The 24,126-nt window shown below is 64.4% G+C and carries 24 protein-coding genes; 11 read left to right on the top strand and 13 right to left on the bottom strand.

Translation table 11 applies throughout. The annotated features are described in order from the left end of the window. The first annotated feature begins 54 nt into the window (after positions 1-54). The 6 genes from tagQ (at position 55) to BM279_RS02405 (ending at position 6,668) form a co-directional block, all read left to right on the top strand. On the top strand, positions 55-933 hold the full coding sequence (gene tagQ / locus BM279_RS02430; RefSeq protein ID WP_093500600.1) for a type VI secretion system-associated lipoprotein TagQ: 879 nt from the start codon (positions 55-57) through the stop codon (positions 931-933). 347 nt (positions 934-1,280) lie between these two features. Further along, the gene (locus BM279_RS02425) at positions 1,281-1,886 is read left to right on the top strand and encodes a c-type cytochrome (protein ID WP_093500598.1); all 606 of its coding nucleotides are present in this window, start codon (positions 1,281-1,283) and stop codon (positions 1,884-1,886) included. 149 nt (positions 1,887-2,035) lie between these two features. Then, positions 2,036-2,665, top strand: coding sequence for a thiol:disulfide interchange protein DsbA/DsbL (locus BM279_RS02420; protein WP_093500596.1), 630 nt, complete (start codon positions 2,036-2,038; stop codon positions 2,663-2,665). A gap of 21 nt (positions 2,666-2,686) precedes the next feature. Beyond that, positions 2,687-3,550, top strand: coding sequence for an endonuclease/exonuclease/phosphatase family protein (locus tag BM279_RS02415; protein WP_167363082.1), 864 nt, complete (start codon positions 2,687-2,689; stop codon positions 3,548-3,550). 2 nt (positions 3,551-3,552) lie between these two features. Continuing rightward, positions 3,553-5,610 carry a GGDEF domain-containing protein gene (locus BM279_RS02410; RefSeq protein ID WP_093500594.1) on the top strand — a complete coding sequence of 686 codons (2,058 nt, stop codon included), beginning with the start codon at positions 3,553-3,555 and terminating at the stop codon, positions 5,608-5,610. A gap of 161 nt (positions 5,611-5,771) precedes the next feature. Further along, a complete protein-coding gene (locus tag BM279_RS02405; RefSeq protein ID WP_093500592.1) occupies positions 5,772-6,668 on the top strand; it encodes a peptidoglycan DD-metalloendopeptidase family protein in 897 nt (298 codons plus the stop codon). Positions 6,669-6,684: 16 nt separating this feature from the next. On the opposite strand, the gene BM279_RS02400 is transcribed toward BM279_RS02405, so the two are convergent. The 7 genes from BM279_RS02400 to BM279_RS02370 form a co-directional block, all read right to left on the bottom strand. Further along, positions 6,685-7,428, bottom strand: coding sequence for an endonuclease/exonuclease/phosphatase family protein (locus BM279_RS02400; protein ID WP_093500590.1), 744 nt, complete (start codon positions 7,426-7,428; stop codon positions 6,685-6,687). 125 nt (positions 7,429-7,553) lie between these two features. Then, entirely contained in the window at positions 7,554-8,309 is a 756-nt protein-coding gene (locus tag BM279_RS02395; protein WP_093500588.1) for an outer membrane beta-barrel protein, read from the bottom strand. 235 nt (positions 8,310-8,544) lie between these two features. Beyond that, on the bottom strand, positions 8,545-9,885 hold the full coding sequence (locus BM279_RS02390) for a hemolysin family protein (RefSeq protein WP_093500586.1): 1,341 nt from the start codon (positions 9,883-9,885) through the stop codon (positions 8,545-8,547). A gap of 69 nt (positions 9,886-9,954) precedes the next feature. Beyond that, the gene (phoR, locus tag BM279_RS02385; protein ID WP_093500584.1) at positions 9,955-11,262 is read right to left on the bottom strand and encodes a phosphate regulon sensor histidine kinase PhoR; all 1,308 of its coding nucleotides are present in this window, start codon (positions 11,260-11,262) and stop codon (positions 9,955-9,957) included. Positions 11,263-11,314: 52 nt separating this feature from the next. Then, a complete protein-coding gene (gene phoB, locus BM279_RS02380) occupies positions 11,315-12,004 on the bottom strand; it encodes a phosphate regulon transcriptional regulator PhoB (RefSeq protein ID WP_013789402.1) in 690 nt (229 codons plus the stop codon). Positions 12,005-12,102: 98 nt separating this feature from the next. Beyond that, complete coding sequence (gene ubiA, locus BM279_RS02375; RefSeq protein ID WP_093500582.1) at positions 12,103-12,993, bottom strand: 4-hydroxybenzoate octaprenyltransferase; 891 nt, start codon at positions 12,991-12,993, stop codon at positions 12,103-12,105. Positions 12,994-13,048: 55 nt separating this feature from the next. Then, the gene (locus BM279_RS02370; protein ID WP_093500580.1) at positions 13,049-13,591 is read right to left on the bottom strand and encodes a chorismate--pyruvate lyase family protein; all 543 of its coding nucleotides are present in this window, start codon (positions 13,589-13,591) and stop codon (positions 13,049-13,051) included. A gap of 144 nt (positions 13,592-13,735) precedes the next feature. Here BM279_RS02370 and BM279_RS02365 point away from each other — a divergent pair, with 144 nt between their 5' ends. From BM279_RS02365 to BM279_RS02350, 4 genes are all read left to right on the top strand, one after another. After that, positions 13,736-13,903, top strand: a complete 168-nt coding sequence (locus BM279_RS02365) for a rubredoxin (protein ID WP_093500578.1) — start codon at positions 13,736-13,738, stop codon at positions 13,901-13,903. Positions 13,904-13,945: 42 nt separating this feature from the next. Continuing rightward, positions 13,946-15,094 (top strand): FAD-dependent oxidoreductase, encoded by a 1,149-nt coding sequence (locus BM279_RS02360; RefSeq protein ID WP_093500576.1) that lies wholly within the window; start codon positions 13,946-13,948, stop codon positions 15,092-15,094. Positions 15,095-15,262: 168 nt separating this feature from the next. Then, a complete protein-coding gene (locus BM279_RS02355; RefSeq protein WP_013789407.1) occupies positions 15,263-15,535 on the top strand; it encodes an HU family DNA-binding protein in 273 nt (90 codons plus the stop codon). Positions 15,536-15,688: 153 nt separating this feature from the next. Beyond that, the gene (locus tag BM279_RS02350) at positions 15,689-16,081 is read left to right on the top strand and encodes a helicase (RefSeq protein WP_093500574.1); all 393 of its coding nucleotides are present in this window, start codon (positions 15,689-15,691) and stop codon (positions 16,079-16,081) included. Positions 16,082-16,129: 48 nt separating this feature from the next. Here the strand turns inward: BM279_RS02350 and BM279_RS02345 are convergent, their stop codons facing one another. The 6 genes from BM279_RS02345 to exbB all read right to left on the bottom strand — a co-directional run bounded on the left by BM279_RS02345 (position 16,130) and on the right by exbB (position 23,074). Then, positions 16,130-17,530 (bottom strand): aminoacyl-tRNA deacylase and HDOD domain-containing protein, encoded by a 1,401-nt coding sequence (locus tag BM279_RS02345; protein ID WP_093500572.1) that lies wholly within the window; start codon positions 17,528-17,530, stop codon positions 16,130-16,132. A 94-nt stretch (positions 17,531-17,624) separates the two neighbouring features. Then, positions 17,625-19,700: an ATP-dependent DNA helicase RecG gene (recG, locus tag BM279_RS02340; protein WP_093500570.1), complete on the bottom strand. Its 2,076-nt coding sequence runs from the start codon at positions 19,698-19,700 to the stop codon at positions 17,625-17,627. 8 nt (positions 19,701-19,708) lie between these two features. Continuing rightward, positions 19,709-20,632, bottom strand: coding sequence for a hydrogen peroxide-inducible genes activator (locus BM279_RS02335; protein WP_093500568.1), 924 nt, complete (start codon positions 20,630-20,632; stop codon positions 19,709-19,711). Positions 20,633-20,773: 141 nt separating this feature from the next. Then, positions 20,774-21,517 carry an energy transducer TonB gene (locus BM279_RS02330; RefSeq protein ID WP_093500566.1) on the bottom strand — a complete coding sequence of 248 codons (744 nt, stop codon included), beginning with the start codon at positions 21,515-21,517 and terminating at the stop codon, positions 20,774-20,776. Next, positions 21,514-21,942, bottom strand: a complete 429-nt coding sequence (gene exbD, locus BM279_RS02325) for a TonB system transport protein ExbD (protein WP_093500564.1) — start codon at positions 21,940-21,942, stop codon at positions 21,514-21,516. The genes BM279_RS02330 and exbD overlap by 4 nt, the downstream gene beginning before the upstream one ends. Before the next feature lie 4 nt (positions 21,943-21,946). Beyond that, positions 21,947-23,074 (bottom strand): tonB-system energizer ExbB, encoded by a 1,128-nt coding sequence (gene exbB, locus BM279_RS02320; protein WP_093500562.1) that lies wholly within the window; start codon positions 23,072-23,074, stop codon positions 21,947-21,949. Between the two features lie 167 nt (positions 23,075-23,241). Between exbB and BM279_RS02315 the strand changes: the two genes are divergently transcribed. After that, positions 23,242-24,099: an NAD-dependent epimerase/dehydratase family protein gene (locus tag BM279_RS02315; RefSeq protein ID WP_093500560.1), complete on the top strand. Its 858-nt coding sequence runs from the start codon at positions 23,242-23,244 to the stop codon at positions 24,097-24,099. Positions 24,100-24,126 lie beyond the last annotated feature (27 nt).

Raw genomic sequence — 24,126 nt, 5'->3', positions numbered from 1 at the left:
ACCCGGCCCCGCCTGAATGGAATAAACGCTCACTCAAGTACGAGATCGACGACGATGCAAACTTTCAACAAGGCTCCCGCTTTTTCCTCGATACGCACTGCGCTGCTTTCTGCCGTCACCTGCACCAGCGTGTTGCTTGTCGGCTGCGCCGGTTCGCCAAGTTCTCAGGTCGCCTCGACCACCAAGGCCGAATACTTCCCGCAGTGCTACGAGCCGGTCACCCAGCTGCGCAGCTCCGACGAAGCGATGAGCCGCAGCGTGGCCATCGGCGCCGTTACCGGCGGCCTGATGGGCGCCATCGGTGGTGCCCTGGTCGATGACGAGAAGCGTGGCCGCAATGCCGCCATCGGTGCTGCCGGTGGCGCCCTGGCCGGTGGCGCCCTGGCGTACTACAACCAGCGTCAGCAGCAGATCAGCGACGACAATGCACGCCTGGCCTCCTACGCTACCGACATCGACACCAACAACCAGAACATCGACCGCAACATCCGCTACGCCAGCGCTGCGCAGAGCTGCTATCAGCAGGCGTTCACCCAGCTGCGCGCTGATCGCAAAGCCAACAAGATCAGCGACGCCGATGGCCGCAAGCGCCTGGCCGAGATCGTCAGCGGCCTGAGCGAGACCAACGCGCTGCTGGCCAAGGTCGACGGCCGCACCGGCGAGAACGTCAACACCTACACCCAGGCTTACGAGAAAGACCTGCAGACTGTGGGTGTCGAGCGCAAGGAAGTGACCAAGGTGGCCACTGCCAAGCAGCCGAAGCCAACTGCCAAGGTCACCAAGGAAGTGATCACCACTGAGCAATCGCTGCAGAAGGCCCAGGCCAAGCAGAAGGAAAGCCAGCAGGTGGCCAGCCGTGGCCGTACGCTGGTCAGCGACGTGTGCAACAACCCGGACATGGGCGACTGGGCACCGGCCAGCTGCAAGGCCTGATCCACGTCCCATCGAAGAAACCGCGCCTGGCGCGGTTTTTTTATGCCTGGCATTTCTATTTTGTTGTCAGTTGGGCGGGCGAATTGAACGGTAATCTGCACCGGGGATTGATGCCGGTCATTATCGCGCCTGCCTTGCTGGGCAATCATGGCGGGTGCCGAGTGGATAACCAGGCTGTTAGGGTGCCGGGCTGGAGGAACGTGCTAATCGTCGCGTTTGCATCCGCCCATACCGCCCCAAGGTTCGTGCAGAAACGCGCGGCTTGAGTATTTTCGCACTGCCATGCATGACATGGCGGGCGGAACGCCCCGGTTCACAACACTTCTCTTAGCCGTTTGGATGAGCTGATGAACAAGACAATAGTGAGTCTGCTGCTGGCGCTGGGCCTGGTCGGGGCTGCCCAGGCGGCGGGTGACCCGGCCGCAGGGCAAGCCAAGGCGGTGGTTTGCGGGGCCTGTCATGGCGTCGATGGCAACAGCGCGCTGGCCAATTTCCCCAAACTGGCCGGCCAGGGTGAGCGCTACCTGCTCAAGCAGATGCAGGACATCAAATCCGGCGCCCGGCCAGTGGTGGAAATGACCGGCATGCTCGAGCCGCTGAGCGAGCAGGACATGGCCGACGTCGCCGCCTACTTCGCCAGTCAGAAGATCAGCGTGGGGGCGGCCGATCCGGCCCAAGTCGAGCGCGGCCAGGCGCTGTTTCGCGGCGGCAAGCTGGCCGAAGGCATGCCGGCCTGTACCGGGTGCCACGCGCCCGACGGCGCCGGTATCGCCACGGCGGGTTATCCACACCTGGGCGGCCAACACGCCGGTTACGTCGCCAAGCAACTGAGCGCCTTCCGCGAGGGCGAGCGCAGCAATGATGGCGACGCGATGATCATGCGCGATATTGCCGCCAAGCTCAGCAACAAGGATATCGAGGCGCTGTCGAGTTACATTCAGGGCCTGCACTGAGGCGTCGATGGCATTTGCCAGACGGTGAAAAAAGGGTGGCGAAGGCCACCCTTTTTCGTTGGCGAGCCCGCTACAATGTCAGGAACCTGCCGGGTGGCGACCAGTCGAACCAGAGCTGTCCGCAGCACCTTCATCGTTAGGAGTCATGCATGCGTAATCTGATCCTCTCCGCGCTTCTGGCCACTGCCAGCCTGTTCGGTGTTACCGCCCACGCCGCCGATATTGAGGCTGGCAAACAGTACGTCGAGCTGAGCAACCCGGTCCCAATCTCCAAACCCGGCAAGATCGAAGTCGTCGAGCTGTTCTGGTACGGCTGCCCGCACTGCTACCAGTTCGAGCCGACTCTCAATCCCTGGATCGAGAAGCTGCCGTCCGACGTCAACTTCGTGCGCATTCCTGCCCTGTTCGGCGGCCTGTGGAACGTTCACGGTCAGCTGTTCATCACCCTGGAAAGCATGAAGGTCGAGCACCAGGTTCACGACGCCGTGTTCCGCGCCATCCATAAGGAAGGCCGCAAACTGGCTACTCCGGAAGAAATGGCTGATTTCCTGGTCACCCAGGGTATCGATCGTGACGCCTTCCTCAAGGCCTTCAACTCCTTTGGCGTGAAGAGCCAGATGGAGAAGGCCAAGAAACTGGCCATGGCCTACCAGATCAATGGCGTGCCGGTGATGATCGTCAACGGCAAGTATCGTTTCGATATCTCCAGCTCGGGCGGCCCGGAGCAGACCCTGCAGGTCGCCGACTTCCTGATCGCCAAAGAGCGCGCCGCCAAGTAATCGACCTCCGGAGCGCCTGCCATGCTGCGTCGCCGCTCGATGCCTCGTCAGGCTGGCCTGTGTGATCCACAGGTCAACCCCGACTGCACGCCTGACAGCGAGTGGCCGCAGGACGGACGCTTGCGGTTGCTCAGCTTCAACATCCAGGTCGGCATCAGCACCGAGCGCTACCATCATTACCTGACCCGCGGCTGGCAGCACCTGCTGCCGCACCAAGGCCGTGCCGGTAACCTGCAGCGCATCGGCGAGCTGCTTGGCGATTACGACATCGTCGCCCTGCAGGAAGCCGACGGTGGCAGCGTGCGCTCCGGCTTCATCAACCAGGTTGAACACCTGGCGCGCATGGGCGAGTTTCCCTACTGGTATCAGCAGCTCAACCGCAACCTGGGGCGTTTCGCCCAGCACAGTAATGGTCTGCTCAGTCGTTTGCGACCGACCCTGCTGGAAGATCACCCGCTGCCCGGCCCGGCCGGTCGCGGGGCGATCCTGCTGCGTATCGGCGAGGGCGACGATGCCATCGCCGTGGTCATGATGCACCTGGCGCTGGGCGCGCGTACCCGCACCCGGCAGTTGGCCTATATCCGTGAGCTGATCGGCGGCTATCGCCACCAGATCCTCATGGGCGACATGAACACCCACGCCATCGACCTGCTTGAGCATTCGCCGCTGCGCGATCTCGGCCTGCTCGCACCCCAGGTCGAGGCGACCTTTCCGAGCTGGCGCCCGCAGCGCTGCCTCGACCATATTCTGCTCAGCCCAGGCCTTGAGCTCGAGCGCTTCCAGGTCTTGGCCCAGCCGATCTCCGACCACCTGCCGGTGGCTGTGGAGATTCGCCTGCCCAATGCCCTCACGCCTTCGTTGACGCCCCGTGTACAGGAGCCCTGAGCATGGCCGACGACGCCAAACGCTGGCGCGAGAAGTACCTTGCCAATATCGAGCAGCAGGAAAAGCTCGAGCGCCGCTGGGACATGCGTGTCGACCTGCTGCGGCGTGGCCTGGTGCGCAGCAGTCTGGCGGCCGAGGGCTCTGACAAATCGGTTGACCAGTGCATGCAGGAACTGCGCGAATTGCTGCGTCGTGATGACATGGACGCCGGCCTCAGCGCACTGATTCCTCGCCTGGAAAAGACCGTTCTGGATTCCGAGCAACGCCGTCAGCAGCGCATCGAACAGGTCGCCAGTGGCATGGCGAGCCTGGTGGCGCAACTGTTGAAGACGGATTTGCCGAGCGATGTACGCAAGCCGCTCAAGCGCTTTGCCAAACAGGTCGAGCAGCGCGCCCGGCAGTCGCGGGAAATGCCGGCGCTGCTGGCCGAGCTCGGCCAACTACAGCAGCAGGCCTTGCAGGCGCTGGGCGGCGAGCAGGTCGAACGTCCGGGTTTTATCGAGCGGCTTTTCGGTAGCCGTGACAATGCCAGCCCGGCGGCCAAAACCGAGCCGGACGCGTCTGCTGCGCCGGTGGCAGTGGGCGAGCAGGCGGCGGCGACTGCCGACGACGAATCTGTCGAGCAGTCAGTGACTGAGCGAGTGATGGCTGAGCCGCAAGCGCAAGCCGTAACTGCCAAAGCGGAGACCGTACCTGCGGTTACCGCCGAAACTGTCTCGCCATCGCCATCGCCATCGCCATCGCCATCGCTGGAAGCTTTCCCGCAGCCTGCCATTCGCCCAGTCCCCGTCTCTGCCAGCGCGCCTGCCGTGGTCAGCCGTGTGATGCTGGACAGCCTGCCGCTGCCGTCCGCCTTGCTGATGCCGTCGCCCGAGGCCAAGGCGGCTGCCGAGCCGGCCAACGAGAGCGTCACCGTAGCGGAGTCTGCTGAGGAAGTGGCGCTCGAGGCTGTCGTCGTCAATGCGGCAGTTCCGGCCGATCCCGACTATGCGTTACCGCCGGCGCCCGAGCCGGGCTACAGCGCGATTGCCAGCCATGTGGAAGGCAGCCTGCTGAAGCTGCTGGAAGAGTTGCCACTGCCCGAGCGGCATCAGGGGCAGGCCGATGCGCTGCGCCAGCGCATCGCCGCTGGCCTGAACATGTACGAGCTGGTGCCGGTACTCGATGACCTGGCCGTGCTGATGCTGGCGATCGCCGATGTTGGCCAGCGCGAGTTCGAGGGCTACCTCAAGCAGCTTAACGAGCGCTTGGCCTCCTTCCAGGGCAGCTTGCAAGACGTCCATACCGACTACACCGAATCCGCTGAGGCGGCGCGTAGTCTGGACAGCGAGCTGCGCCAGCAGGTCGACGGCTTGCACAGCAGTGTGCAAGAGGCCACCGATCTGAACAACCTAAAGGAGCTGGTGGAAAGCCGCCTCAGCGGTTTGCTTGGCACCATGAGCCAGTACCAGCAGCAGCGCGATGCCCGCGAGCTGCAAGTCGGCGAGCGCCTGCAGATTCTGGTCGACCGGGTGGCCAGCATGGAAGTGGAAGCCAAGGGTTTTCGCGATCACCTCGAAGAGCAGCGGCAGAAGGCGCTGCTCGATCCGCTTACCGGCCTGCCCAACCGGGCTGCCTGGACCGAGCGCCTGGATCTGGAACTGGCGCGCCTGCAGCGTTACGGCGGCGACTTGCTGCTGGCGGTGCTGGATATCGACCACTTCAAGCGCATCAACGACGACTATGGCCACTTGGCCGGCGACAAGGTGTTGAAGATCATCGCCGGCGAGCTGTTCAAGCGGCTGCGCAAGACCGACTTCATCGCCCGCTTCGGCGGCGAGGAGTTCGTGCTGCTGATTCCGTCCACGCCTATGGACGGCGGCCTGAAGCTGCTCGACACGCTGCGCACGGCCATCGAGAACTGCCCGTTCCACTTCAAGGGCGAGCGGGTGACCATCACCCTGTCCGGCGGCATCAGCGCGTTCAGCAGCGCCGAGCGTAGCGAGCAGGTGTTCGAGCGCGCCGACCAGGCCCTGTACCGCGCCAAGCGTGGCGGGCGCAACCGCATCGAGGTGGGTTGAGCCTCAGCCGAGGCCTGACCTTACCGCCATTCATCCCTTCTGTGCTTCAGGCACGCCCGGCGTGTGCCGGTTGTCGCAAAGCGCAGCGCCGGCAGTCGCCTGGCCATCACAGCGCTGCTAGTCTTGCCCTGCCGAACACTTGATAACCAGATCGACTTCTTATGCTAGGGCGCCTCTCACTGCTGCTGGGGCTTGCCGCGTTCGCCTGTCAGGCGAGTGCGCTGACCGTCTACAAATACACCGATGCCAATGGCGTGGTCACCTACAGTGACCAGGCTGCGCCCGGTGCGAAGGTGTTCGTGTTCAGCGATCGCATGGTCGAGAAGCTCGACAATCAGGTGAAGCTGGAAACCCGCAAGCACGCCGCCGGCGAAACCCTGCTGGTACGCAACGACCTGTTCGCGCCGGTGCAGGTGGAACTCAAGCTGGAGCAACTGAGCAACGTCAGTGGCGCGCCGGGCAAGCCGATCAACTGGGTATTGCCGCCGCGCAGCGAAATTCGCCTGGCCACCCTGGCGCCGCTGGACCCGGCCAAGCCGCTGCGCTACACCCCGAAACTCAGCTACGCCCTGGGCGATCCGCGGTTGCTGCCCATCAAACAGGCCTATCCGCTGCCCTGGCGCGGCGGCCCGTTTCGCCTGACCCAGGGCGCCAACGGCCAGTACAGCCACTTCACGCCCAAGGGCCGTTACGCTCTGGATATCGCCATGCCCGAGGGCACGCCGATCATCGCCGCGCGCGCTGGTATGGTGGTCAAGACCGAGAACGACCAGAGCGGGCGCGGCACCAACCCATCCGGAAATTTCGTACGCATCCTGCATGACGACGGCACCATGGGCGTCTATCTGCACCTGATGCAGGGATCGGTCAGCGTGCGTGAGGGGCAGCGTGTGCCAGTCGGTGCGCCGATCGGCCGTTCCGGCAACACCGGCAATAGCACCGGCCCGCACCTGCATTTCGTGGTGCAGCGCAACGTCGGCATGGCGCTGGAGTCGATCCCTTTCGAATTCGCCCAGCCGGTGGATAGCCTGCCCAACTTCGCCGTGGGCGGTGACTGAGGCATCCGCCTCGCGATCAGGCCTTGCCCAGGCGACAGCTCAGCGCGCAGTGATCGGATACGCCAGTGCTCAGTCTGGCGTTTTCCAGCCGATAGCCCGGCGTGTGAAACAGCCCATCGACCATGAACGGAATCTCGCCGGCGCGGTGCAGTGAGCCGTCGATGCTGCTGGTGTAGTGCGCCGGTACGCCATCGATGAAGTGCTCGGCGATCAGGTCGAATGTGGGGCGACCACGCGGCGCATTGAAGTCGCCGGTCAGCAGCAGGCCGCCCGCTGCCTGAGCTTGCGCCTGAGCCAAGTAGATCAGCTTGCCGGCGCTCTCGCGCTGGTACGGCGTGGAGCTGCCGAGCGGGGTGACGTTGAGGTGGGTAGTGGCGACACGAAAGCCGCCAAGCGTGGCGCTGAGCAGCACTTCGGCGATGCTCAGCGGGTCGGCCACGCGTCGGCCCTCGGCCACAAAGAAAGTCATCTCCTGAATGCGCTCTGGGCTGCCCGAGTAGTACTCGGCCGTGACATCGAGTAGTGCCTCGCCACGGGCCAGCATGCCGACGCCCACCACGTTGGCCGGGCCTTCGTCCGGGTAGCGGGCCATCGGGGCGAAAGCCATGGGCGCCCCCATCAGCGCCTCGAAGAACGCAATGTCGCGCTCGCAGACTTCCTGCAGGCAGAGCAGATCCGGGCGTTCACGGTCGATAAAGGCTTCGACGCGGCCCAGATGGCGGGAGCGTTCAATATTGATGGAGGCGATGTTCAGGGGCATGGAATCAGCAGGTGCGAAGAGGGGGCGTGATCAGCCGCGCAGTATACCCGACGGCCATGGCCGACATGCGCCGGCCCCAACGCAAATCGCCCGGCGAGCCGGGCGATTTGTTTACAACAGCATGATCAGAACGCCAGACCGATCTTCAGGCCGACCTGCTCCTGCTTGAGCTTGCTGCGCTCGGCCAGCTCGGAGTTGCTGTCCAGCTCGTAGCGAGTCTGGGTGTAGTACAGGCTGGTGCTGATCGGCAGGTTGTTGATGCCCTTGTTCCACAGCACGCTCAGTTCGCCATACGGGTTGACCTTGTTCTTCAGGTCCACCGAATCGCTGTCGCCATCGACCTTCAGGCGTGCTTCGGAATCCACCGAGTAGCGGGCGCCGACTTCCAGGCGCACGGTGTAGTCGTTGGTCAGGTAGTTGTAGCCCAGGCCGGCCTTGGCGAACGGCGATTTGCTGGTCAGTTTGACGTTGCTGTCCAGCGGACCGACGTCGTCCTGCTCGATACGACCCCAGTCGTAACCGCCACCGACCAGCACGTCGACGTACTGGTTGCTGCTCAGCGCCGCGCGCAGGCCCAGGTCGAGATCGGCACGGGCCGACTTGTATTCCACGTCGTCCTTGTCGCGATATTGGCCTTCTATGCCGGCCTGGTAGATGAAGCCTTCCTGGCCGGTCAGCTTGTTGCCGAAGGTGTAGAACAGGCCGCCCTGGTTCAGGCGCTCCTTGTCGCTGTCGTCATCCACGGTGAGCTTGTACTGGTTGTGGGAGCCGATTACGCCGATGGTCGAGATCGGGTCGGTGATGGAGTCGGCGTAAGCCTGGGACGCGCCGGCCAGGCAGAGGGCGAGGGCGGTTTTCGAGGTAATTCCATTGAGTCGCATGGCTGAATCCTTGGCAGTCTGTTCATGTGATGGCGTACACCGATCCAATCGGTGCCCGCGGTGGACTGCCCGGCTTTGCGAGGTATTCGAGTATGCCGACGAACGGTCGTAAGTGATTGTTTCAGAAGGCCGGAGTCATGGCGCAAAGAAGCGATAGATGACCGCTTGGTCAACTTGCTGGAAGGTTTTGCGGCGGCACATTCCCAGGCGCGTGCACGCCTGGGAGCGCGTGCCTTCAGTCGAGCTTGATGACCTTGGCCAGGACGATCTTCGGGCCTTTCATCTTCTTGACGATCAGGCGCAGGCCGGCGACCTCCAGGGATTCCTCTTCTTCGGGCACGCGTTTTAAGGTTTCGTAGATCAGCCCGGCGAGGGTTTCCGCCTCGATATGGTCCAGGTCGATGCCCAGCAGGCGCTCGAGCTTGAACAGCGGCGTGTCACCGCGCACCAGCAATTTGCCGGGCTGGTAGGCGAGGATGCCGCGCTCGGTCTTGCGGTGTTCGTCCTGGATGTCGCCGACCAGGGCTTCGAGCACGTCTTCCATGGTCAGGTAGCCGATCACCTTGCCGTCGGCTTCTTCGACCAGTGCGAAATGCGCGCTGCCCTTACGGAACTGTTCCAGCAGCTCGGACAGCGGCAGGTTGCGGCTGACCTTTTCGATGGGGCGCATCAGCTCGGCCAGGCGCAGGGTCGAGGGCAGCATCTCCAGCAGCGACAGATGCAGCAGCAGGTCCTTGATGTGCAGTACGCCGACGAACTCGCCCGCGGCTTCATCGAAGATCGGGAAGCGGCTGTACTTGTGGCGGCGGAACAGGCTGAACACTTCGTCCAGCGAGGCGTTGAGTTCCAGGTAGACCAGATCTTCGCGTGAGTTGGCCCAGTCGACCACTTCCAGTTCGCCGAGCTCCACGGCGGAGGCGAGCACGCGCATGTCCTGGTCTGTCGGGTCGCTGGCGCGGCTGGAGTGCAAGATCAGCTTGAGCTCGTCGCGGCTGTAGTGGTGCTCATGGTGGCCGGCCGGCTGGTCCTGGCCGGCGATGCGCAGGATGGCGTTGGCGCTGGCGTTGAGCAGGAATATCGCCGGGTACATGGCCCAGTAGAACAGGTACAGCGGCGCGGCCGTCCACAACGACAGCAGCTCTGGCTTGCGGATCGCCCAGGATTTCGGCGCCAGCTCGCCGATCACGATGTGCAGATAGGAAATGATGAAGAACGCGGTGAAGAAGGCGATGCCGTGGATCAGCTTCTGCGACTCGATGCCGACCGAGGTCAGCAGTGGTTCGAGCAGGTGCGCGAACGCCGGCTCACCGACCCAGCCCAGGCCCAGGGAGGCCAGGGTGATACCCAGCTGGCAGGCGGAGAGGTAGGCATCGAGCTGGCTGTGCACGGTGCGCAGAATGTGGCCGCGCCAGCCGTTCTTCTTGGCCAGTGACTCGACCTTGGTGGCCCGCAGCTTGACCATGGCGAACTCGGCGGCGACGAAGAAGCCGTTGAGCAGCACCAGAAAGAGGGCAAACAGCAAGAGGCCCATGTCAGCGAAATAACTGGAGAAGGAGACGCTCGTAGAGGGATCCATAAGGGGTTCGTGTGACCGGATGTTGCTAAAGGGTGGGGCCTGGACCGGCGCTTTGCAAGAGGGCCGCGGTCAGTGGGCTGACGCGGCGATCTGCGCTGGCTGGAAATGGCAGGTGAACAGGCTGCCCTTGCCCAGCACGCTGGTGATCTCCAAGTGGCCGCGGTGGCGCAACAGCACATGCTTGACGATGGCCAGGCCCAGGCCGGTACCGCCGGTATGGCTAGCACGGCTGGAGTCGACCCGGTAGAAGCGCTCGGTCAGGCGCGGCAGGTGCTTGGCCTCGATACCCGGCCCGGTGTCCTGCACCGACAGATGCGCGCCCTGGCTGTCCTGCCACCAGCGAATGCGGATCTCGCCTTCGGCCTGGGTGTACTTCACGGCGTTGAAAACCAGGTTGGAAAATGCGCTGCGCAGCTCCGACTCGCTGCCCTTGAGCTTGAGACCGGCATCGGCCTCCAGGCTGATACGGTGGTTGCGCTCGGCGGACAACGCCAGGGCGTCATTTCTGATCGCTTGCAGCAGGGTGTCGACCGCCACCGGCTGGTTGTCGGAGGGATAATCGGTGGCTTCCAGCTTGGCCAGCAGCAGCAGATCGTTGAGCAGGCCCTGCATGCGGGCCCCTTGCTGCTGCATCTGCTGCAGGGCGCGGCGCCAGCGTGGGTTGATGTCGTCGACGTTGTCGTGGAGGGTTTCCAGGTAACCGGAAATCACCGTCAGCGGTGTGCGCAGTTCATGGGAGACGTTGGCGACGAAGTCCTTGCGCATCTGCTCCAGCTGATGGAGGCGGGTGACGTCGCGCACCAGCATCAGGTGTTCCTGGTTGCCGTAACGGGTGACGTTGAGTTGCAGCTGCTTGCGTGGGTTGACCGGTGAGGGCAGTTCGAGGGGCTCGAGGAAATTGCCACGCTCGAAGTACTCCTTGAAGCGTGGGTCGCGCACCAGGTTGGTGATCGACTGGCCGCTGTCCTGGGGCGTTTTCAGGCCCAAGAGGGTTTCCGAGGCCTTGTTCCACCATTCCAGGTTGCCGTGGCTGTCGAGCATGATCACCGCATCGCGCAATGCTGCGGTGGATTCCTGCACGCGGTCGATCACCGCCTGCAGGCGGCCGCGGGCGCGCTGGTTGCGGCGCTGCAGGTGGTAGATGCTGTCGAAAACTTCGCCCCACAGGCCGTAACCGTCGGGCGGTGGTTCGTCGGGTTGATGATCCTTGAGCCAGGCATGCAGGCGCAGCAGCTGGCCAAGGTTCCACAACAGATGAGCGGCCAGGCCGATGGCGATGGCCCAGGCATATTCGCCGGTGATCACACCAGCGGCCAGGCAGGCCGCGATCAGCAGCACTAAACGGCGGGTTATGGCGCCACGCCAGTTACTCGTCACGTTTCGCTCATCCGCCGGCGGGTCCCTGTGATGGTCAGTTGCAGGCTATCGATCAGCCTTTGGTGGAAAAACGATACCCGGTGCCGCGTACCGTCTGCACCAGATTTTCGTAGGCCTCGCCCAGCGCCTTGCGAAGACGGCGGATGTGCACGTCCACGGTGCGCTCTTCCACGTAGACGTTGCCGCCCCACACCTGGTCGAGCAGCTGGCCGCGGGTGTAGGCGCGCTCCTGATGGGTCATGAAGAACTGCAGCAGGCGGTATTCGGTCGGGCCCATCTCGGCGGGCTTGCCGTCGATGGTCACGCGGTGGCTGATTGGGTCGAGCAGCAGGCCGCCCACTTCGATCGGACCTTCGTTGTCGCCGGGGCCGGCACGGCGCAGCACGGCCTTGAGGCGGGCGACCAGCTCGCGGGGCGAGAAGGGCTTGGTGATGTAGTCGTCGGCGCCGACTTCCAGGCCCTGGATCTTGTTGTCCTCTTCGCCCTTGGCGGTGAGCATGATGATCGGAATATCGCCGGTCAGCTCGTCACGCTTAAGGCGACGCGCCAGCTCGATACCGCTGGTGCCGGGCAGCATCCAGTCGAGCAGGATCAGGTCGGGTTTGCGGTCGACGATGATGGCGTGGGCTTGGGCGGTGCTTTCCGCTTCCAGGCACTCGTAGCCGGCCATTTCCAGCGCCACCACGATCATTTCGCGGATCGGCGCTTCGTCATCGACGATCAGGATGTTCTTGCCAACCATGGGTTGAGCCTCTGTTCATTCAACTGTCATGCGGCGCATTAGATAACGGAATTATTGCAGTGATATGACAGCTGTGCGGCAGGCCTCCCGCGCGGTTCTCAGCGCAACGCGTAATCCAGCACGATGCCGACGAAGATCGCCAGGCCGGCCCAGTGATTGTGCAGAAAGGCCTGGAAGCAGACCATCGGCTCGCGCTGACGGGTGATGTGAAATTCCCAGGCGAAGCAGCCGGCGGCCACCAGCAGGCCCAGATAGAAGTACAGGCCCAGTTCGAAGTGTGCGCCAGCCAGCAGCAGGCACAGCAGCGCCAGCCCCTGCAGGCCGAAGATGATCACCCGGTCGGCGTCGCCAAACAGGATCGCCGTGGACTTCACGCCGATCTTCAGGTCGTCCTCGCGGTCGGCCATGGCGTAGTAAGTGTCGTAGGCCACGGTCCAGATCACGTTGGCCAGCAGCAGCAGCCAGGCCGCTACCGGCAGCTCGCCGGTCTCGGCGGTGAAGGCCATCGGCATGCCCCAGGAGAACGCCGTGCCGAGCACCACCTGGGGGTAATAGGTGTAGCGTTTCATGAACGGGTACAGCGCTGCCACGCCCAGGGCGCCGAACGACAGCCACACGGTGGTGGCGTTGGTCAGCAGCACCAGGGCGAAACTGAGCGCGATCAGCACGGCGAAGAGGGTCAGCGCCTCGCGCGCGGTGACCTTTCCGCTGGCCAGCGGGCGCGCTTTGGTGCGGCTGACGTGGCCGTCGAAGTTGCGGTCGGCGTAGTCGTTGATCACGCAGCCGGCGGCGCGCATCAGCACCACGCCAACCACGAAGATCACCAGGTTCTTGAGGCTCGGCACGCCTTCGGCGGCAATCCACAGCGCCCACAGCGTCGGCCATAGCAGCAGGTAGATGCCGATGGGTTTGTCCATGCGCATCAGCTGCAGGAAGTCCCAGGTGCGCGGATGCAGGCGATTGAGCGATTGCAGCAGACGGATGTACATCGGGCGGTTCTCCTGGCGCGGTGCGCGGATTATACGGCGGCGCGCCGGCCGCGGGTCAGCGGCTCGCCGCGGGCCAGAAAGCCGGCAGGAATACTTCGGCGACCAGCACGGCCAGCTGTTCGCGGCGAAAGCACGAACGCCGCGCCCACAAGCCGTCCTGCACGGCTTCTGCCGGTAGCCAGGCGCCTGGGTAGCGGCAGACCTGTAGTTCGCCGCGAGCAAAGGCCTGGTCGCTGAACAGCAGCTCGCCCAGCGAGCGGCTGCCCAGTTGCTGAAGGTCCAGGCCCGAGCCTTCCAGCGCCTGCCGGGCAGCCACGCTGCGGGCGAACACCCAGGGTTGGCCGTTGCCGCGCAGGTAGACTTCGCGTACCCAGCCCTGGCTGCCCGGTGGTACGTCCAGCGCGGCGCATTCGTCGTCGCGCAGGGCCAGCCAGCCCTCGCACAGCGGCGTCACGCTGAAACCGTTCGCGGACAGTTCGGTCAGCCGCCGGGTCAGGGAGTCCTGGTTGAACAGCCAGTCGCAAACGCCGGCTGTCGGTGCGCTTGGCAATTGGTCGCGGGTAAGCCAATCGGCTGTTTGCAGGGCGGAACAGGGCACGGTGCAGGTTCGCGAGAGAAGGGAGCGCGGAGTCTAGCATGGGCGTTGTGCAGCCCCTGGCATTCGTCGTGCGCGCTTGGCGATAGCGCGGCATTTGCGGTAGCGTGCCCGCGCAATAACCGTGACTAGCGCCGGAGAGCCTGTATGAAGAAGTGGCAATGTGTGGTCTGCGGACTGATCTATGACGAACGCGAAGGCTGGCCCGATGACGGCATCGCCCCCGGCACCCGCTGGGAAGATGTGCCGGATGACTGGCTGTGCCCGGATTGCGGTGTGGGCAAGATGGATTTCGAAATGATCGAAATCAACTGAGTGGGCAGCACCGCCCATCGAGCGTCGTAACAGGAGCAAACAATGAGTGATCCCGTCGTTATCATCGGCACCGGCCTGGCCGGTTACAACCTGGCCCGCGAGTTTCGCAAGCTGGACAGCGAAACGCCGCTGCTGCTGATCACCGCCGACGACGGGCGCTCGTACTCCAAACCGATGTTGTCCACCGGCTTTGCCAAGAACAAGGATGCCGACGGACTGAGCATGGCCGAGCCGGGCGCCATGGCTGATCAGCTCAATGCCCAGGTGTGGACGCATACGCGGGTTACTGGTATCGATCCGGGCCATCGCCGCCTGTGGATCGGCGAGGAGGCGGTGGCCTACCGTGATCTCGTGTTGGCCTGGGGCGCCGAGGTGCTCAGCGTGCCCATCGAGGGCGACGCGGCGGATCAGCTGTTCACGGTCAATGATCTGCAGGGCTACGGGCAGTTTCGCCGCGCCGTGGAGGGTAAGCGCAAGGCGCTGATTCTCGGCGCCGGGCTGATCGGCTGCGAGTTCGCCAACGACCTGTCTCTAGGCGGCTATGAGGTCGATCTGGTGGCGCCCTGCGAGCAGCTGATGCCTGCCTTGCTGCCGGTCGAAGCGGCGGCGGCGGTGCAGGGCGGCCTCGAAGCGCTGGGCGTGCGCTTTCACCTCGGCCCAGTGGTCAGTCGCCTGCAGCATGCGGCCAGTGCGCTCGAAGCGCATCTGTCCGATGGCCGCACGATTGCCTGCGATGCAGTGATCTCCGCCGTTGGCCTGCGCCCGCGTACCGAGCTCGCCGCCGCCGCTGGCCTGGCGGTGAACCGTGGCATCGTGGTCGACCGTCTGCTGCGTACGTCCCACGAGCACATCTACGCCCTGGGCGATTGCGCCGAGGTCGACGGCCTCAACCTGCTCTACGTCATGCCGCTGATGGCCTGTGCCCGGGCGCTGGCCAAGACCCTGGCCGGCGCGCCGAGCGAGGTGGCCTACGGCGCCATGCCGGTCACCGTGAAGACCCCGGCCTGCCCGCTGGTGGTGTCACCGCCTCCACGCGGCAGCCAGGGCAAGTGGACGGTCGAAGGCAGCGGCGCCGATATCCGCGCGCTGTGCTACGACGCCAGCGGCGCGCTGCTCGGTTATGCGCTGACCGGCTCCGCGGTGCAGGAACGGCTGGCACTCAACCGTGAGCTCCCAGCGCTGCTGGCGTAGCGATCTGCCATCGATTCGACAAAAATGGCCGATTTAGCCTGGTGCGGGGCTGGCGAAGGCCCCCAGAGCGTGCCATTCTCACCAGGCCTGGCCGCAGCGTAGAGCTGTCGGCGCGCATCGGCGCCAGGGCGCGGAACACAACAACAACAAACCGTAAATGAGGCAATCATGCGTAAACCGGAACTCGCCGCCGCTATCGCGGAAAAAGCTGATCTGACCAAGGATCAGGCCAATCGTGTACTCAACGCCGTTCTCGAAGAAATCACCGGGGCATTGAACCGCAAGGACAGCGTCACGCTGGTCGGCTTTGGCACCTTCGTGCAGCGCCACCGCGGCGCCCGTACCGGCAAGAACCCGCAGACCGGTCAGCCGGTGAAGATCAAGGCCAGCAACACCGTTGCCTTCAAACCGGGCAAGGCCCTCAAGGACTCGATCAACTGAGTCTGCGGGTCTGCTGAGATTTCCGCCCGGCCGCGGCGTTGAAATCTCAGCAGACCTTCATCCCTCGCCAGCACGTCCGGCGCACCCAGCTGTCAGGCGTCGGGCGGGTCGCTACAATGCGTGGCTCTCCTACCTCTGCGAACAGGCCATGCCATGAAATTTCGTTTTCTTCTGTGGATGCTCGGCCGTCTGATGGCCAAGGCCAGCCGCGATAATCCGGCGTTCCGCCAGCAGCTCGAAGGCCGTGACCTGGTATTCCAGTTGCACACCCTGGACGGCAAGATCGCCCGTCACTTCATCGTTGAGAATCAGCGCATCACCAGCAAGCGCGGTGCAGCCAATGCGCCGGCTTTCGCCATCGGCTTCAAGGATGCTGCTTACGGCTACGCCACGCTGACCGCCCAGAACAAGCAGCTGGCGTTCATGCAGGGCATTCAGAACAAGGACATCCAGATTCAGGGCAACCCCGCGCTGGTGATCTGGTTCCAGGGTCTGACCAAGTACCTGCGCCCGAAAAAGCGCTCGGCCGACAAGAAAGCCGCCTGAAAAAACGCCACGGCCTGCTTTCAATGCAGGCCGTGGCGCAGGCGTGGATCAGTTCTGCGGAAACTGCGCGGCGAGGTCGCGCAGGGCGACTTCGGCAGCCAGTACCTTGTTTAGCGCTTCTTCGGCTTTTTCCCAGGTGATGCCCAGATTGTCCAGCAGGCTCTGCGGGATCTCGCGCGTCGGGCCGTTGCCGATGCCGTGGTTGTGCAGCAGGCTGACCGCCAGGTAGACGAGGTTCGGATAGGTGGCGTGGTTACCGGTGTAGGTCGGGTCGTGCTGGAAGCGCAGGGCCACGGCGAGCTCTTCGGGCATGTCCCAGTAACGCATCAGCCAGGAACCGATCTGTTCGCGGCTGATGCCCAGCAGGTGCTGCTCGATGTAGCTGTGCGGCAGGTGCGGGTTGACCTCCAGATGACGGCAGATCAGTGAGAAGTGCGGCGGGAACACGTGGGCCAGCACCAGGTTGCCAAAGTTGTGCAGCAGGCCGGCCAGGTAGGTCAGGCCGGCTTCCGGGCGCTGGGCGCGGGGCATGGCACGGGTCAGACCCTCGATGACGGCGGCGGTGTAGATTGCCTGCTGCCAGTAGGGCGTGGCCTGCTGCGGCTGGTCCTTGGGCAGGCTGAGGGTTTTGCCCAGGGCCAGGCCGAGGGCCAGGTTGACCACCAGATCGAAGCCCAGCACGCGCACGATGGCATCTTCGACCGAGCGGATTTTACCGGGCGCGGCGTAATAGGGCGAAGCGGCCCAGCTGACCACCTGAGCGGCCAACGCCGGGTCGGTTTCCACCACACCGGTGATGTCGTCGACCGTAGCATTGGGGTCGACGCGCAGCTTGATGATCTTTTGCGCGGTTTCCGCCAGTGGCGGGATCTCGATGGTTTCTTCCAGGCGCTGCTGGATGCGCCGCGCGGTAAAGGCCTGCACCGCGTGGCTGATCTCTTGGCGGTCGTCTTCAGGACGGCTGAAGTTGGGCCGCACCTTGCTTGCCGGCTCGCCGAAACGCGCGGCGCTGGCTTTGGTCAGCAACCCCTTGAAGGCTTCGGTACCGAATTCCAGAAGCACGCCGGCCTGGCCGGACTGGATGTACAGGCTCGGCACATCGAGCAGGCGCTCGTCGTACAGGCAGGGCGAGCTGGTCAGGGCAGGAATGCCCGGCAGCAGGGCCAGGTCATGCTTGCCCAGCATGCGATTGAGGCGCTCGGGCTTCACTGCCGTGAGCTTGCGGCCGGTCAATTCGGCCAGACGATTGAGGTCGAGCAGCTGATTTTGCGGGAACAGCACCAGCAGGGCACCCACGGTGTCTTCGAGCAGCACGGTCTGCACACGCTGTGCAGCCGGGATGCCGGGTTGGTCGTGGCGAGCCTGATAAGTCAAACCGAGTTTCTCCAGCAGCTGACGGATTACATGGGGCGGTTGGGGTGATGTGTCGGCAATGGCTAATTCAGTCATGACCTATTCCGTCTTCGAGGGGAGCGCAATGTCCCAAGTATAACCAGCAAGCTGATTAGGCGAGTGTGCAAAGCGACCATCGTCCTGTGTTTGCTCACACTTGCCCATATTGTTGCCCGTGGCGCAGCCAGCGCTCGAGCAGCGGGCTGACGTGTTGTGGCCATTGCTCCTGCAAGGCCTGGGCGGCGTCGCGTACCGCCGGCAGCAGGTCGGCGTCACGCATCAGGTCAGCTACCTTGAACTGCAGCAGACCAGTTTGTCGAGTGCCGAGCATTTCCCCGGGGCCGCGCAACTCCAGATCCTTCTCCGCAATGACGAAGCCGTCACAGGTTTCACGCATGATGCCCAACCGTTCACGGCCGATCTGCGACAGTGGCGGGTGGTAGAGCAGCACGCAGTGGCTGGCGGCGCTGCCCCGGCCTACCCGCCCGCGCAGCTGGTGCAACTGGGCCAGGCCGAGGCGTTCGGGGTTCTCGATGATCATCAGGCTGGCGTTTGGCACGTCGACGCCCACTTCGATCACCGTGGTGGCCACCAGCAACTGTAGGTAGCCCTGCTTGAACTGATCCATCACCGCCGCTTTCTCGGCCGGCTTCATGCGCCCATGGATCAACCCGACCTGCTGGCCGACCAATGCAGCGGCCAGATCCTCGTAGGTGGTCTGCGCAGCCTGGCAGGTCAGCTCCTCGGATTCCTCGATCAACGTGCACACCCAATAAGCCTGGCGACCTTCGTTGCAGGCCGAGCGCACGCGCTCGACCACTTCGAAACGGCGGCTGTCGGCGACCAGCACGGTGTTTACGGGCGTGCGGCCGGGCGGCAGTTCGTCGAGGATCGAGGTATCCAGGTCGGCGTAGGCGCTCATCGCCAGGGTGCGCGGGATGGGTGTGGCGGTCATGATCAGCTGGTGCGGGCTGAGCCGGCCACCCACGCCCTTCTGACGCAGGGCCAGGCGCTGCTGCACACCGAAGCGGTGCTGTTCGTCGATGATCGCCAGGGCTAGGTTGCGAAAGCGCACCTCGTCCTGGAACAGCGCGTGGGTGCCGACCACCATGGGCACGCCGGCGGCAATCTGCTCCAGGGCAGTGGCCCGCGCCTTGCCCTTGAGCTTACCAGCCAGCCAGGCAGTTTCCAGGCCCAGGGGCTGTAGCCAGCGGGTGAAGTTGATGAAGTGCTGCTCGGCGAGAATTTCCGTTGGCGCCATCAGTGCCACCTGATAACCGGCCTCGATGGCTTGCAGCGCTGCGAAGGCAGCGACCACCGTCTTGCCAGCGCCGACGTCGCCCTGCACCAGGCGCAGCATCGGCTCGTGCTGGCTGAGGTCGTAGGCGATCTCCGCGCCGACGCGTTGCTGCGCACCGGTGGGCTTGAAACCGAGGTTGTCGAGAAACTGCTGGGGCAGGCGCTTGGCCACCGGCAGGCACGGCGCCTGCTGCACCCGGGCGCTTTCGCGCAGGCGCTGCATCGACAGCTGATGGGTGAGCAATTCCTCGAAGGCCAGCCGGTGCTGGGCCCAGTGGCGGCCTTCGGCGAGTTCTTCGAGGTCGGCGTCCGGTGGCGGGCGGTGCAGGTAGCGAATCGCCTGATCCAGCGGCGCCAGGTTGTACTCTTTGGCCAGCTCACTTGGCAGCCAGTCCGGCAGGCTGTGCGGGCCTAGGCGCGCCAGGGCCTGTTCGCTGAGCTGGCGCAGGCGCTGCTGGGTCAGGCCTTCGGTGGTCGGGTAGATCGGCGTCAGGGTCTGTTCGACGGCTGGCGGCTCGTCACCGGTCAGCGCGCGGTACTCGGGATGATAGATTTCCAGGCCGGACGAGCCGGGACGGATTTCCCCGTAGCAGCGCACCTGGGTGCCGCGCTTGAGGCCTTCCTTCTGGGCGTTGCTGAAGTGGTAGAAGCGCAGGCTCAGGGTGCCGCTGCCGTCGCTCAGGCGCACCAGCAGGCTGCGACGCCGGCCCATCACCACATCGGCGCCGGCAACCGTGCCTTCGACCACCGCATCCTGGCCGGGACGCAGCGCGCCGATGGGTATGATGCGGGTACGGTCCTGGTAGCGCAGCGGCAGGTGGAACAGGATGTCCTGCAGGGTTTCCAGGCCGACCTTGGCGAGCTTTTCCGCCAGGGCCGCGCCGACGCCTTTGAGGTCGGTAACGGAAACCGTCGACAGCTCGCTCATCGCGGTCCTCAGGTGTTACGTGGCAGTGGCTTGGCGACCGAGCACAGGCGAATGGAGTCGGCCAGCACTTCGATGGCCTTGGGGCGCGGGAAGCTGGCACGCCAGGCGATGGCCACGGTGCGGAACGGCGCCGGCGGGCTGAGCGGGCGAACCTCGATCACGCCGGGCGCGTAGTGGTGGCTATCGACGGCCGAGAACGGCAGGATCGATACGCCCAGGCCCGAGGCGACCATGTGGCGAATGGTTTCCAGCGAGCTGGACTCCACCGTGGTGTGCTTGGCGTGCTCCTCGCCCTTGCGCAGCGTCGGGCAGGCTTCCAGCACCTGGTCGCGGAAGCAGTGGCCTTCGCCGAGCAGCAGCAGGCTCTTGTCGTTGAGCAGCTTGGTGTCGATGGTCTGCATGGCGGTCCATGGGTGATCCGCCGGCAGCAGCGCATAGAAGGGTTCGTCGTACAGCGGCAGGGTCAGCACGTCGGCTTCCTGGAACGGCAGGGCGACGATGATCGCGTCCAGCTCGCCGGTGCGCAGCTTGTCGCGCAGCACGTGGGTGAAGTTTTCTTCGATATACAGAGGCATCTGCGTGGCCACGCGGTGCAGCTGCGGGATCAGATGAGGAAACAGGTAAGGGCCGACGGTATAGATGGCGCCGATCTTCAGTGGCGCGGCCAGCTGGTTCTTGCCGACCTGGGCCAGCTCGCGAATGCCCTGGGCCTGCTCCAGTACCTTTTGCGCCTGGGTGACGATGCCTTCACCGACGGGCGTCAGGCGCACCGCGCTCTTGCTGCGCTCGAAGATCAGCACGCCCAGCTCGTCCTCGAGCTTCTTGACCCCGACCGACAGCGTGGGCTGGCTGACATGGCAGCGCTCCGCGGCGCGGCCGAAGTGCTGTTCCTGAGCGAGCGTCACGATATAGCGCAGTTCGGTGAGGGTCATAGTCTTTATCCATTGAGATGGCGCCAAGCATAGCCGCTGTCTTCAATGGAACCAACCATTCACGATGGCCAAATGTGTGTTCGTTGAAGGGACACAAATACAAAGGCCCCGGCGATTGCCGGGGCCTTTGTGATGCTGGGGTCAGCGGCGCCCGCCGCGCTCCAGCGAGTAGATGAAGGGCGCGACGATTTCCACGCTGCCGTTCTTGAGCATTTCCGCTGGCGGCTTGGGCAGCGGCTGGGCGCGGCGGATCATCTGTAGCGTGGCGCGATCTAGCGAGGCGCTGCTGGATTTGCCCACCAGTTCGTAGGACAGCACCTTGCCGTTGGCGTCGACCACGAAGCGCAAGCGGTTGAGCCCTTCGAGGCCGCGGCGGCGTGCATCTTCCGGGTACTTCTTGTACTTCGCCAGGTGCGCGAGCAACTCGCCCTGCCAGGTTTTCTCGGCCTTGCTCGGCGTGCTGACCGGTGCCTGCTGCGGTGCAGCCGGCTTGGCTTCGGTCGGCGCTGGCGGCGCAGGTGGCGCCTTTTCTGGCGGCGGCTCCTGGGGCTCCGGAGGCTTGGGCTCGGGCGGTTTTGGCTTCGGCGGCTTGGGTTTCGGCTTTGGCTTGGGCGGCGTGACCGCCAGCGTCGGCTTTGGCGCTTCGGCGATCTTCGGCTGCGGCTCGGGCTCTTCCGGCACCACTTCCGGTGGTGGTGGCGGTGCAGGCTTGGGCGCGGCTGGCGGTAAGGGCTCCAGCTCGACGATCATCGCCGCCGGTGGCGGCAGTTCGATCGGTGTCGCCTGGGGCTGCCAGTACATCGCCCAGAGAAATAGGCCGACGTGCAGGCCGACCACGATGGCCAGGCTGGCAGCCCAGGAAAACGTGCGGCTGGATTTCTTCATTGCGCGTCGACCGTCTCCAGGCCCACCAGACCGATCTTCAGGTAACCGGTGCCGCGCAGGTTATCCATGACCTCCATCAGGTCGCCATATTCGACGCCCTTGTCACCGCGCACGAAGATGGTCTTGTCCTTGTCGCTCTTGGTCAGCTTGTCCAGCGCCGCGCCGAGCATCGCCGGCTGCACCTCGTCATTGTCGAGGTACAGCTTCTTGTCTTCTTTGATGCTCAGGTAGATCGGCTTGTCGGGCCGCGGCGCTGGCTTGGCGCTGGAGGCGGGTAGGTCGATCTTCACGTCGACGGTGGCCAGCGGCGCGGCGACCATGAAGATGATCAGCAGCACCAGCATCACGTCGATGAAGGGCGTGACGTTGATCTCGTGGTTTTCTTGGAGATCGTCGCCGCCGTTTTCGTTGAGATGAAGCCCCATGGTCTTAGCCCACCTTGACCACGTGAGGTTGCTGGGCGCGATCATGAGCCGGCGGCTGCATGTCCAGGTCGCGGCTGACCAGTAGCAGCACCTGAGCCGAAGCGTCGGCGACCTGGGCCTTGTAGGCGCTGATCGAGCGCGAGAAGGCGTTGTAGATGATCACCGCCGGAATCGCCGCGACCAGGCCCAGAGCGGTTGCCAGCAGGGCTTCGGCGATGCCAGGGGCCACCACGGCGAGGTTGGTGGTCTGGGTTTTGGCGATGCCGATGAAGCTGTTCATGATGCCCCACACGGTACCGAACAGACCGACGAAGGGCGCGGTGGAGCCGATGGTGGCGAGCACGCCGGTGCCCTTGCTCATGTCGCGGCCGCAGGCGCCGACCAGGCGCTCGAGACGGAAGCTGACGCGCTCCTTGATACCTTCCTTCTCACGGCTGGTGGCCGAGAGTTTCAGTTCTTCGCGAGCGTCTTCGATGAGGACTTCGCTGAAGCTGTGCTTGGCGCGGGCCTGCTCGCTGGCCTGGGCCAGGTTGCGGGCACCCTTGAGCTCGACGATCTCGCGGCGCAGGCGGCGGCGTGCGGTGACCAGCTCGATGGTCTTGGCGATCCAGATGGTCCAGGTGAGGATCGAGGCCAGCACCAGGCCGATCATCACGCTTTTCACCACCACGTCGGCGCTCTGGTACATACCCCACGGCGACAGGTCGTGGAAGGCTTGTTCGGCTTCGACGGCGGCTTCGTTGTTCAGCGCCTGAGCGTCGGCGCTCTCTTGGGCAGCTAATGCCTGGCTGAGCTTTTCCGCATCCTGCGGGGCGATGTTGTTCTCGCTGAAGAACTGTTGGCGCGCCTGGTTCTGCTGCTCTGGCGTGGCCTGCGGGCCAAGCGCTTCTAGCTTTTCACCCAGCGCGTCGACCTGGGCAGCGGCCTCTGGCGACAGTTGCGGGACTTGCTGTTGGGCGGTGGCAGGCTGTTCGTTGTTCGGTTGCGCGGCAGGTTGTGCCGGCGTCGACTGGTCAGCAAAGCCCGCGACCGGGGCCAGTGTCAGGCTGAGCAGCAGGGCGAGAGCGGCGCCGAGGCGTTGCGGCCGAGCGGCGACGGTGGTTGGCTTGGCGCTATGGGCGATAGAGTTCATGCTTGCCGGACCTAAATGTGGAGGGCGGTTATCTGCGCGGCCAATAGAGGCGCACGGAAAAAAAGGCTAAACATTATTGCAAGTAATTCTTGTTCGTGAAAGGGGTGGCGTAACTCTATTACGTTCATGGGTATTTTTTGAACGCTGGACAGCTTGAGAGAGGATCGATGACTAAAGGTGCAAGTGTGCTGATCGCTGGTTGCGGCGATGTGGGCGGCCGCCTGGCCGGGCGACTGCACGAGGCGGGGTGGCAGGTTCATGGCCTGCGCCGCAGTGTGTCGGAACTGCCCGCGGGCATCCTGCCGGTCGCCGGTGATCTGCATCAAGCTGATTGCCCGGCCCAGTGGCCGCAGGGCGAGCTTGATTATCTGGTGTACAGCGCGGCGGCCAGCCAGCATGACGAAGCGGGCTATCGCCAGGCCTACGTCGACGGGCTGCGTCACGTGCTGAGCTGGTTGCAGGCATATGGACAGCGGCCGAAGCGGCTGCTCTTCGTTTCCAGTAGTGGCGTCTATGGCCAGGCGAGTAGCGAGTGGGTCGACGAAAGCTCACCGGCCGAGGCGCAGAGCTATTCCGGGCGCATCATGCGTGAGGCCGAGCAAGTGGCCTGGAGCAGCGGCGTACCAGCCACCGTGGTGCGCCTGACGGGCATCTACGGGCCTGGCCGTGAGTGGCTGCTAAAGCAGGTGCGCATGGGCTATCGGGTTGCCGTTGAGCCCCCTTTGTATGGCAACCGTATTCATGCCGATGACGCGGCCGGCCTGCTGGCTTTTCTGCTGCAGGCCGATCTGGCCGGCAAGGCGCTGGATAATTGCTATCTCGGCGTGGACGACGAGCCGGCGCCGCTGCATCAGGTAGTTGGCTGGTTGCGTGAGCAGCTGAGTGTCGAGCATTGGGCAGAGGATGCGGCGGTGCGCCGCTCCGGCAGCAAACGCTGCAGCAATGCCCGCGCCCGGGCGCTGGGCTGGGTGCCGCAATATCCCAGCTATCGCGAGGGTTATGCCGCGGTGTTGCGGGAACGCTGAAGGGAAAGCCCGGATGCGATGCTCCGG

Origin of the sequence: Phytopseudomonas straminea (assembly GCF_900112645.1) — a bacterium.
Lineage (GTDB): Bacteria > Pseudomonadota > Gammaproteobacteria > Pseudomonadales > Pseudomonadaceae > Aquipseudomonas > Aquipseudomonas straminea.
This window is presented reverse-complemented; position numbering and strand designations above follow the sequence as displayed.